This is a genomic window from Myxococcus sp. AM011, from assembly GCF_013372595.1.
Classification (GTDB): Bacteria; Myxococcota; Myxococcia; order Myxococcales; family Myxococcaceae; genus Myxococcus; species Myxococcus eversor.
The window spans coordinates 50176-62175 of record NZ_JABXEM010000025.1 but is presented as its reverse complement, the minus strand read 5'-3'; the positions used below and the strand labels follow the sequence as shown (position 1 = coordinate 62175).

At 69.9% G+C, this 12000-nt stretch carries 2 protein-coding genes; both read left to right on the top strand.

The window, feature by feature from the left end:
• On the top strand, positions 1-3089 hold a 3089-nt coding region (locus tag HUW62_RS07570; protein WP_176434019.1), incomplete at its 5' end, for an SDR family NAD(P)-dependent oxidoreductase.
• A complete protein-coding gene (locus tag HUW62_RS07565) occupies positions 3086-11998 on the top strand; it encodes a non-ribosomal peptide synthetase/type I polyketide synthase (RefSeq protein ID WP_176434018.1) in 8913 nt (2970 codons plus the stop codon). The genes HUW62_RS07570 and HUW62_RS07565, both read left to right, overlap by 4 nt.
• The last annotated feature ends 2 nt before the right edge of the window (positions 11999-12000 follow it).

The following is a 12000-nucleotide window of genomic DNA, read 5'->3' as shown; positions in this document are numbered from 1 at the left end:
CGCCCGAGTTCGCCTGGGAGGGCTCCGGCATCGCCGTGGCTCGGGAGCGCATGGCCCTCACGGAGCAGGTCCGCCCGCATCGGGTCGCCGTGAGCTCGTTCGGCATGAGTGGTGTGAATGCCCACGCGCTCCTCGAAGCGCATCGGGAGGACGCCTCGGCATCGACGGATGCGGGGCCCTACCTATTGCCTCTCTCGGCGCGCGGCGAGCCGGCCCTGAGGGAACTCGCCGGAGCCTGGTCGCGCCAGCTCTCGGAGCTCCGGGGCGTGAACCTCAGGGATGCCTGCTTCACGGCGGGCGCGGGACGCGCGCATCACGACCAGCGCCTCGCCTTCGTCGCCCAGACCCGCGAGGAGTTGCATGCGCTGCTGCGCCGCGCCTCCGAAGGGCGAGAGGGTGCGGGACTCTTCCAGGGCCGGCTCAAGGGCCCTGTGGGACGTGGCGTGGTCTTCGTCCTGGGGGATGACGCCTCCGTGGCCGCGAGGCTCATGCGGGCGGGCCAGGGGCAGGAGCCGTCCTTCCTTCGCCACGTCGCGCAGCTCGACGGCGTCTTCCGCCAGGTGGCGGGCCTGTCGGTGTTCGAGCATGTGGGTCGGCGCGAGGGCGATGCCGTGGTCCTCCTCGCCTGTCAGCTCGCGCTGGTGGAGATGTGGCGCTCCTTCGGCGTCGAGCCCTTCGCTGTCGCGGGTCATGGCACGGGAGCGCTGGCCGCCGCTGTCATCGCGGGCGTGATCACCGTGGAGGAGGCGGCCCGGAGCGTCCTCGGGCTCGCGCATCCACAGCCGATTCCCGCCCGGCCGGCGAAGTGCCCCTTCTTCTCCTTCTCCGAGGAAGAGTGGCTCGATGCGGGTGCCGAAGGGACGACTGGGGACCTGACGAACCGGGACGTTCCCGAGGTGGACCTGTCCGCCGAGCATTTGATGGAGCGGAGTGCCTCGGTCTACCTGGAGCTGGGGTGTGAGGCCTCGCTCGGTGAGGCGTTGGAGGCCGCGGCCCAGCGACGGGGCAGGGACGTGCTCGTCCTGCACGCGGCTCCGGTGGACGGCGCGGATGCCCGGCAGGTGCTGCTGACGCTCGCCGCGAGGCTCTACTGCGCTGGCGTCCCTCTCCGATTCGAGAACCTCTTCCCCGAGGGAAAGAAGGTCGTCGCTCCGACCTATCCCTGGCAGCGCGAGCGCTTCTGGTGGGACGGTGCGCGGGAGTCCGCGAAGGCGTCGCCCGTGGCCGTCATCGACACCGCCGCATGCGAGGGGCTGTTCCACGAACTCTCTTGGAGCCCTCGCGAGTCGGCGCGCGGGCAGGTCCGGCTGGATGGCGCGTGGCTCGTCATCGCCGAGGAGCCGGAGGCCACGGTGGCGCTCCGTGACGGACTGGCCGAGGCGGGTGGCGAGGTGGCGCTGGCGTGTCCAGGCGCGTCCTACGAGCGCGTGTCCGCTCGCGACTACCGCCTCGACTTCACCCAGGCCGCATCCTTCTCCCGGCTGCTTGGCGAACTGGCCTCGGCGAGCCGCGAACTTCGGGGCGTCCTCTTCGTGGCGCGCACCGGGAATCCCGAGACGCTCGACGCCTTGAGCCGTGGCGTTCGGAGCCAGGCCGTCGCCGTGACGTCGCTCGTCCAGGCCCTGGCTCGCACGACGCTGGGGAGGACTCCACGGCTGTACCTCATCACCCGGGGAGCGCAGGCCGCGGGCGGAGACTCGGAGTCGGTGTCGCTCCTGGGCGCCTCCCTCTGGGGGCTCGGACGGGTCATCGCCTACGAGCACCCCGAGCTTCGGTGTACGCGAATCGATGTCGACCCTGTGTCGAGTGTGGAGTCGTCGCGCGCGCTCGTCGATGAACTCGGGCGCGCTTCTTCCACCGACGCGGAGGACGACGAGGTCGCGCTGCGCGGGGACAGACGGCTGGTCCCGAAGCTCACCCAGGGACGTCGGACTCCCGGGAGCACGACGTCATTCCGTCCCCGGGCGGATCGCACGTACCTCATCACCGGTGGACTTGGCGGAATCGGGCTCCAACTGGCCACGTGGCTGGTGGACCAGGGCGCGCGTCACCTCGCGCTGTGCGGTCGGATGGGAGAGACCTCTGAAGCGCGTCGGGCCCTGGCGCCGCTGCGGGCCTCGGGAGCGACGGTGGAGGTCTTCCGCGTCGATGTGAGCCAATCGGAAGCCGTTGCTGACCTGCTGCGGGCCGTTCGGAGTGGAGGACCTCCGCTGGGCGGGCTCTTCCATTGCGCGGGCGTGCTGGCCGACGGCTCCCTGCTTCAACTGGAGCCCCGGAGCTTCGACACCGTCATGGAACCCAAGGTGGACGGAGCCTGGAACCTTCATGCGCTCGCCACGGATGCCTCGGTGGAGCAGTTCGTCCTGTTCTCGTCGACCGCGGCGTTGATCGGTGCTCCGGGGCAGGGCAACTACGCCGCGGCGAACGCCTTCCTCGACGCTCTGGCCCGTCTCCGGCGCGCGCAAGGGCTGCCCGCCATCAGCCTCCAGTGGGGAAGCTGGGGAGAGGTCGGCATGGCCGCCGCTGACGCCCGGCGCGGTGCGCGACTCGCGGAACACGGCATGGCGCCCATGTCCGTCGAAGAGGCCTTGTCCGCCATGGCCCTCACGCTCGCCGATGCTCCCGTGGCCCGCGGCATCGCTCGCTTCGATGTGGAGCGCTGGAGAAACAGCCACCCGTCCGTGGCGGGTTCATCCCTGTTCCGTGCGCGGGTCCCCAGTCCACTCACGGTCGTCGCCGAGGACGCGCCTCGCAAGCTCCGGGAGGTGCTGCTCTCACTGGAGGGCTCCTCGCGTTCCCGCATGCTGGAGGCCCGGCTCAAGGAGATGGTGGGCAAGGTCAGTCGCCTGGAGCCCGAGCGCCTCTCCGCGACGGACTCGTTCGACGCGCTGGGCTTCGATTCCATCATGGCGTTGGAGCTGCGCGACCTGGTCATGGGCGAGCTCGACGTAGGGCTGCCGCTCAAGAGCTTCGTGGATGCGCGCTCCATCGCGCACGTGGCGGCCGAGTTGCTGGAGAAGCTCGCCGTCGCCAGCGTGATGGGCGGGGTGTCCCCGGAGCGGACCGACACGAAGCGGGTCCTGCTATGACGCTGGCCGAACTCCTTCAGGCGCTGGCCGCGCACGGCATCAAGCTGAGCGTGGATGGCGAGCACCTGGCCGTCGACGCGCCGGACGGAGAGATTCCCGCGGGGCTGCGCGAACAGCTCGTGGAGAACAAGGCGGCGCTGCGGGCCCTCCTGTCGGAGCAGGGCGAGCCCCTGTCGGAGACGCCGGTGGAAGTGGTGCACCGGCCAGAGGAGCGGCACCTGCCGTTCCCCATGACCGAGCTTCAGCAGGCCTACAGCGTGGGGCGACAGGCCGAGCTGGAGATGAACGCGTCGATGCACGCGTACAACGAGCTCGACTGCCCCGCGCTCGACCTTTCGCGCTTCGAGGAGGCGTGGAACCAGGTCGTGGCTCGCCACGAGATGCTGCGCGCCGTGGAGGCCCCGGGCTTCCAGCAGCGGATCCTCCCCTTGGTCCCTCGCTACCGGTTGCCCGTCGAGGACCTGCGCGGGCGCGGTCAGGAGGAGGCCGAGGCGAGACTCGTCGCCATCCGCGAGCGGCTGTCCCAGCAGGTGCTCCCGCTCGACCAGTGGCCCCTGTTCGAACTGCGCGCGTGTCTGCTCGACGGCGACCGCGTGCGCCTCTTCATGAGCATCGATGGGACCTTCGTCGATGGGTACAGCTTCCAGATCCTCTACCGGGAGCTGGTGCACTTCTACCGGCACCCCGAGGTCGCCCCCTCTCCCGCGGACCTCACGCTGTCGTACCGGGACTATTCGCTGGCCGTGCACCACTCCCGAGGTGCCCGCTACGCGCGCTCGCTCGAATACTGGCGCGCGCGACTCCCGCACCTTCCTCCCGCACCGGACCTCCCGCTGGAGAAGGACCCTCGCACGCTCCGACGTCCTCGCTTCCGCCGCTGGTTCGCGCGCGTGGACGCCGAGGTGTGGCAGCGACTCAAGCAGCGGGCCCGGGCACGCCGGCTGACGGAGCCCGAGCTGCTGCTGGCCGCTTATGCGGAGGTCATCGCCCGTTGGAGCCGCAGCCCTCGCCTCACGCTCAACGTCCCGCACTTCAACCGGCTTCCCGTCCACCCGCAGGTCAACGACATCATCGGGACCTTCGCCAGCTTCACGTTGATTGAAGTGGACCACCGGCCGGAGCGCGGCTTCACCGAACGCGCGCTGGCGATTCGCGATCAGCTCCTCCTCGCGCTGGAGCACCGCGAGGTGAGCGGCGTCGATCTGTTGCGCGAGCTGTTCCGGGCCCAGGGGCGGATCTCCGGCGCCATCATGCCCGTGGTGATGACGAGCTTCGCCTCCCACTCCAGGAGCCGGGACTCGCATTGGGTGGACTTCCTGGCGGAGGCGTTCGGTGGGCTCGTCGAGGCCCTCACGCAGACGCCGCAGGTGTGGATCGATCTCCAGATTGTCTACCAGGGGGGCGGCGTCTTCCTGAACTGGGACGTGGCGGAGGAGCTGTTTCCGCCCGGCATGCTGGAGGACATGTTCAACGCCTTCCACGCGTTGATCCTCCGACTCGCGGAGGATGACGCGGCCTGGGAGCGCGCGGACCTGGACCTCCTGCCGGCGCGCCAACGCGAGCTGCTTGCCCGCGTCAACGACACGGCACGCCCGCTGAGTGGTGAACTGCTCCACTCCGGCTTCTTCCGGAACGCCGCCGCGCGTCCGGACGCGGTCGCCCTGGTCTCGGAGGGGAGCACGCTGAGCTACGGCGAACTGGCCCGGCGCGCCAACCGCCTGGGGCATGTGCTCCGCGAGAGGGGCGCCGCGCCCAATCAAGTGGTCGCGGTGGTGATGGAGAAGGGCTGGGAGCAGGTCGTCGCGGTGCTGGGCATCCTGAGCTCCGGCGCGGCCTACGTGCCCATCGACGCGGGCCTGCCGTTGGAGCGCCGCTCCTTCATGATGCGCAACAGCGGCGTCGAGCGAATCGTGACGCAGCCGAAGTTCGCCCGAGATGCCTGGCCGGACCATGTCCAGGTGCTGGTCCTCACTCCGGAGGCCTTCAGCGAGTACCCCGACGCGCCGTTGTCGACGGCGCAGCGACCCGAGGACCTCGCGCACATCCTCTACACGTCAGGCTCCACGGGCCAGCCCAACGGGGCGATGCTCACGCACGCGGGGATGGTCAACGCCATCGAGTGGACGAACCGGAAGTTCGGTGTCGGACCGGATGACCGACTCATCGCCCTGAGCGCGCTCCACCACGACTTCTCCGTCTACGACGTGTTCGGGACGCTGAGCGCGGGGGCGACGGTGGTGATGCCGGATGCGTCCCGGCGTCGGGACCCCTCGCATTGGGTCGAGCTGATGGCCCGTCACGGCGTCACGGTCTGGAGCACCGTGCCGGCGATGATGGAGATGCTGATGACGTACCTCGAAGGAGGCAACGTCCGGCTCTCGTGTCCGTTGCGGCTGGTGATGCTGGGCGGCGACTGGATTGCCGTCACGCTCCCCGGGCGCCTGCGGGCGCGCTTCGGTGGCGTGAGGGTGGTGAGCGTCGGAGGCCCGACCGAGACGTCACTGTGGAACATCACCCATCCGGTTGAAGAAGCGGACGAGCGCCGTCGCAGCATTCCGTACGGCAAGCCCATCGCCAACACCCGGTACTACGTGTTGGACGAGCGACTGGAGGAGCGGCCCCTCTGGGTGCCGGGTGAGCTGTGCTGCGCGGGCATCGGCGTGGCCCTGGGCTACATCGGCGCGGGGGCGGGTTCCCAGAAGTTCACCGTCCATCCGCGCACGGGCGAGCGCATCTACCGCACGGGAGACCTTGGACGCTACCTGCCCGATGGAACCATCGAGTTCCTCGGCCGCGTCGACTTCCAGCTCTCCATCCGGGGACAGCGCATCGAGCCCGGTGAAATCGAAGCGGCCCTGCTGCGGGAGCCGGGCATCCGCGCGGCCGTGGTGGGCGCCGTCGGTGAGCACCATGAGAAGCGGCTCGTCGCGTATGTCGTCCTCGCTGACGGGACGCGGGAACTCGACACGCGGCGGGTCCGCGAGTTCCTCTCGCGCACGCTTCCAGATCACATGGTGCCGGCGACGTACGTCGTCCTGGACGCCCTGCCGCTGACCCGAAACGCCAAGGTGGACCGACGGGCATTGCCCCACCCGGACCTGGTCTCCCAGGCGAAGCAGGACACCGCGTCGGGATCGGCCGTCGCCACCGGAGGCAGTGGCGAGGCCCGCGCGCTCCAGGACGCACTGTCGAAGGCCGTCGGGGCCGTGCTCGGTGTTCCCGCGGTCCATCCGGAGCGCAACTTCTTCGAGCTCGGCGCCAACTCCGTGCATCTCATCCAGCTCCACCTGCGAATCAAGCAGGAGCTGGGGCTCACCATCCCCGTCGTCGAGCTGTTCGGGAACCCGACTGTCCGCTCCCTTGCGATGCGGCTTGGTGCCCCTGGCGCCGCCGTGAAGCCCGTGCCCGTCGCCGAGGCACCTCGGAAGCAGGGGGACCGGGACATCGCCATCATCGGGATGAGCGGTCGCTTCCCCGGAGCCGCCACGCTCGACGCGTTCTGGAGCAACCTGGTGGGGGGCGTCGAGTCCGTCGGCACCTTCACCGATGAGGAACTGCTGGCCGCGGGCGTGAGCGAGAGCGCGTTCCGGGATCCCCGCTACGTCCGCGCCTCGGCGGTGATGGAGGGGTTCGACGCGTTCGATGCCGACTTCTTCTCCCTCACGCCCCGCGAGGCGCGCTCCCTGGACCCCCAGCAGCGCGTGTTCCTGGAGTGTGCCTGGGAGGCGCTCGAACATGCGGGCTACCCACCCAGCGCGTGTGACGCCGTCGTCGGGGTCTACGCCGGCAAGAGCGTCAGCCACTACCGTTATCCCTATCCGGACCTGACGCGGCCGATCAGCTTCTTCCAGGACCTCGTGTCCCAGGACAAGGACTTCCTGGCGACGCAGACCTCCTACAAGCTCGACCTGCGCGGGCCGAGCGTGAACCTCCAGACGGCGTGCTCGACGTCGCTCGTCTCCGTGTCGACGGCCTGCGATGCGCTGCTCGACGGACGCTGCGACATGGCGCTGGCGGGTGGGGTTGCCATCAAGGTCCCCCACAAGGTCGGCTACCTCTACGAAGAGGGCAGCATCTTCTCGGGAGATGGCCACTGCCGGCCGTTCGATTCCCGGGCCAACGGCACCCTCCCTGGAAGCGGGGCCGGCGTCGTGGTCCTCAAGCGCTTGAGCCAGGCGCTCGCCGACGGGGACCGCGTCCTCGCGGTCATCAAGGGCTCGGCCGTCAACAACGATGGGCACCGGAAGGTCGGCTTCATGGCGCCCGGTGTGGAGGGGCAGTTCGACGTCGTCCGGCGCGCGCACCAGCACGCGGGTGTCGACCCGCGGACCATCTCCTACGTCGAGGCGCATGGGACGGGGACCGCGATGGGCGACCCCATCGAGATCGCCGCGCTGACCCGGGCCTTTGGTGAGCAGACGGAGTCGCGGTCCTGTGGGCTGGGCTCGGTGAAGAGCAACATCGGACACCTGGACAGCGCGGCGGGAATCGCCGGGCTCATCAAGGTCGTGCTGTCCCTTCAGCACCGCACCCTGGCGCCCTCGCTCCACTTCGAGCAGCCGAACCCGCGCATCGACTTCGAGCACAGTCCCTTCTACGTGGTCGACAAGGCCATGCCCTGGAACGTGGCGAGCGGCCCGCGCCGCGCGGGAGTCAGCTCCTTCGGCATTGGCGGCACCAACGCCCATGTCGTGGTGGAAGAGGCTCCCGCGACACGGGAGGTGGAGGCCTCGGCGACGCGGAGGGACCGCTCCCGCCATGTCCTGACGCTCTCGGCGCGGAGCGACGCGGCGCTGCGCCAGCTCGCGGGCCAGTACCAGTCGCTGCTGGAGGGCACCGACGCGGCGCTCGCGGACGTGTGCTTCTCCGCGAACACCGGCCGGGTCGCTTTCGAGCATCGGCTCGCCATGGTTGCCTCGGAGCGCGGCGACATGGCCGCGTTGCTCGGCGCAGCGGCGAAGACGGAAGGGCGTCCGGGGATGGTGCACGGGGTGCTCGACCCGAAGCAGTCGCCGAAGGTCGCGTTCCTCTTTTCGGGGCAGGGCTCGCAGTACGTCGGGGCCGCTCGCGAGCTCTATCCGACGCATCCGGGCTTCCGCCGCCGCATCGATGCGTTCGATGCGCTGCTGCGCGGCGCCTGGACACAATCGCTCCACTCGGTGCTCTATCCGGAGCCGGGGCAGACCTCGCCCATCGACCAGTTCGACTACGCCCAGCCGGTGCTCTTCGCGTTGGAGTACGCGCTGGCCGAGCTGTGGATGTCCTGGGGCATCCAGCCCGATGTCCTGCTCGGACACAGCACCGGAGAGCTGGCGGCGGCGTGCCTCGCCGGCGTGTTCAGCATCGAGGACGGGCTGAAGCTGGCGATTCATCGCGGACGCCTGATGCATCAGCTCCCCGAAGGCGGAAACCTCGCGGTCTCCACGGGGGAGGCAGAGGTCCGCGAGGTCCTGGCGGCAGGCGGTTGGAGCTGCTCCATCGCCGCGCTCAACGGCCCCGACAACGTGGTCGTCTCCGGTCCTCCCGGCGAGCTGCGAGAGGTGGCCTCGGCCCTGGAGTCGAGAGGCCTCAAGGTCCGGCGCCTGAACATTCCGCGCGCGGCCCACTCGGTCATGGTCGAGGCCATCCTCCCGGAGTTCCGGGCCGTCGCCGCCACGCTCACCTACGCGCGGCCCGCGATTCCCATGGTCTCCGGGATGACCGGCGAGCCCGTCACGGAGGCCATCGCCACGCCGGACTACTGGTGCAGCCAGCTCCGCGACCCGGTGCGCTTCGCGGAGGGCGTGGAGCGCCTGTATCGCGATGGGGCGAGGGTGTTCGTTGAGATAGGACCCAAGGCAACCCTGCTCGGCATGGCGGCGCGGTGCCTTCCAGAAGGGGCGTGCGCGTGGCTGCCGAGCCTGCGGTCGGAGGATGGCGGCTGGCAGCAGATGTTGGAGAGTCTGTCGGCCCTGTACGTGCGAGGCGCCCGGGTGGACTGGGCGGCTTTCGATGCGGGCTTCGCCCGGCGCAAGGTGGCGCTCCCCACGTATCCCTTCCAGCGCCAGCGGTACTGGGAGGAGGGGGCGGGGCTGCAGCGCCTTCATGGCGCGAGCGTCGCTCGGGAAGAGCATCCGCTGCTCGGCGCTCGGGTTCCGTTGGCCGTGCTCGGGGCCGACGCGCTGCTGTTCGAGACGACGCTGGGTCCCTCGACGCAGGCGTTCCTGGGACAGCACCGCGTCTTCGGGACGCCGACGCTGCCCGCCACCGCCTACGTCGAGATGGCGCTGGCCGGAGGTGCTCGGCTGCTGGGGACGAAGACGCCGCGGCTGGAGAACCTGTCCCTGCTCGCGGCGATGACGTTCCCTCAGGACGCCGGACGCAGGGTGCAGTGCGCGGTGAACAGGGGAGAGGCGGGCACGGCGACGGCGCGCATCTTCAGTCGCGCCATGGGTGACTCGGAGGGTGAGTGGATCCTCCATGCGACCGGGACACTCCGCGCCCCTCGCGACGGCGAGCTTGCCTCCATGGAGCCGGGGCACGACGCGGTGCTCGCGACGCTGCGGACCGCTCCGCTCATCCAGGACCCCTATCGAAGGGCGCGCGAGTCCGGCGTCGACTTCGGCGCGGAGTTCCAGGGCATCACCGAGCTGCGCCAACAGGGAGAGCAGGTCCTTGCCCGCATCGAGCGGCCCGCCATGCTCGGAGGCAACGGCGCCTTCATCGCGCACCCCGCGCTGCTGGATGCCTGTCTCCAGGTGGTGGGGGGCGCCTATCCAGACCCGAGCGCTTCCGAGCTCTATGTGCCGATGAACATCGAGAGCCTCGTGCTGTTCGGAGGACTCGACGAGCGGATGTGGAGTCACGCGGTGGTTCGGCCCGTGGACGCGACGCGGAAGCGTCTGCGCGCCGACGTCAGCGTCTTCGGAAGTGACGGGCGGCTGTGCGCGCGCGTCCTGGGAATGGAGCTCCAGCGGACGAGCCGGGAAGCCTTGAGCCCCGCGACACCGGCATCGTTGGACGGATGGCTCTATGAGCGCCGGTGGGAGCCGCTCGCGCTGGAGGCGACAGTTCCTGCTCCGTTCGAGACGGGTGGCGGACCGTGCCTGATTCTCGCGGACGAGCGCGGACTGGGACGTCAGCTCGCGCAAGCGCTCGAACGCGACGGACGAACGTGCTTCCTGGCGTTCCGCGGACAGACGCTTCGGACCCTCGACGACAAGCACTTCGAGTTGCCCGAGGACCCCGAGGCGCTCGCTGATGCCCTGCGGACACTGGGGCTTCCTGCTTCACTGTCGGACGTCATCCTGCTGTGGGGACTCGACGGCGCGGATGCCGAGGACCTGGACCCGGCGCACCTCGATTCGGACACCCTGCGTGGATGCGGGAGCGGACTCGGGCTGCTGCGCTACCTCATCGAGCGCGGATACTCCGAAGCGGTGTGGCTGGTCACCCGGGGAGCACAGGCCGTGGTCGCGGGGCAGCCACTTCCCGGGATTGCGCAGTCGCTGCTCTGGGGCATGGCACGACCTGTCGCCATCGAATCATCCGAGCTGGATGTCCGGTGCGTCGATCTCGATCCAAGCAGCGAGTCTGATGCTCAAGTGGAGGCGCTCGTCCGGGAGCTCCACGGTCGCTCCGAGGTAGCCGACAACCAGGTCGCCTTCCGTGGTGGCCGCCGCGTCGCGCGGCTGCGAAGGGTCGCGTCGCGCGAGGTGATGACTGCGTCCTCGATGCGAGTGGAGTCCGACTCCATCCGGGCTGATCGCAGCCAGCTCGTGGTGGGCGGACTCGGGCGGCTGGGGTTGCTGACGGCGGAGCTCCTGGCTCAGCGCGGCGCGCGGAGCCTCGTGCTGACGGGACGTGGCGCAGTGGGACTGGAGGCGACCGAGCGGCTGGCGCGCCTGCGTGCGCGAGGGGTGCGCGTCGAGTACCGACAGGTGGACGTCGCGGACGAGGCCGCGCTCGCGGCGCTGCTCCAGGAGATTTCGGACGACTTCGCGCCGCTGGGCGGCGTGTTCCACTCGGCGGGAGTGCTCGATGACGGAGTCCTGCGTCAGCAGCGCTGGGCCCGCTTCGAGAAGGTGCTGCGGCCCAAGGTGAAGGGCGCCTGGAACCTGCACCGCCAGACGGCGCATCTCGCCCTCGACCACTTCGTGTTGTTCTCGTCGGTGGCCTCGCTGGTCGGCTCCGCTGGACAGTCGAACCACTGCGCGGCGACGGCGTTCGAGGACGCGCTGGCGCACCACCGTCGCGCCAGCGGGCTGCCGGGGCTGAGCATCAACTGGGGCGTGTGGGCCGGTGACGCTGGCGCACGCGTGGACGTCGGCGCGCAATCCCACACCCCGGGCTGGGGTGTTCTCCCCGTGCAGCAGGGACTGCGGGCGCTCGAAGCGCTGCTCACGAGTCCTGTCGCCCAGGTGGGCGTCGCGGAGATCGACTGGGCGGTGTTCGGCGGCGGTCGCCCCGCGCCCTATGACGCCGAGTTGCGGGAGGCCGCGCGGGGGCGGACCGTGGAGCGCGCGCGCTTCCTGGAGACGCTCTCCCAGTCGCCCGTCATGCATCGCCGGAAGCTGCTGATGGACTACCTGCGTGAACAGGTGGCCTGGATTCGTGGCGCGGGCTCCGGCGCGTCGGTGGACCCGACGCAGGGCTTCAACGAGATGGGGATCGACTCCCTGGCGGCGTTGCAGCTCAAGAACCGACTCCAGAGCGGCTTCGGGCTCTCGCTGCCCGCCACCCTCGTCTTCAACTACCCCACCACCGAGAAGCTCGCGGAGCAGCTCGCCACCGCGTTCATTCCCCTGGAGTTCGCCTCGCCCACCGTCGCGCGTCCCGAGGCACCGGACGTGGGCACGCCCGCACTGGAGAACCTGTCCGAAGCCCACCTCGCCCACATGCTCGATGAGCAACTCTCGAAGATGAACTAGGG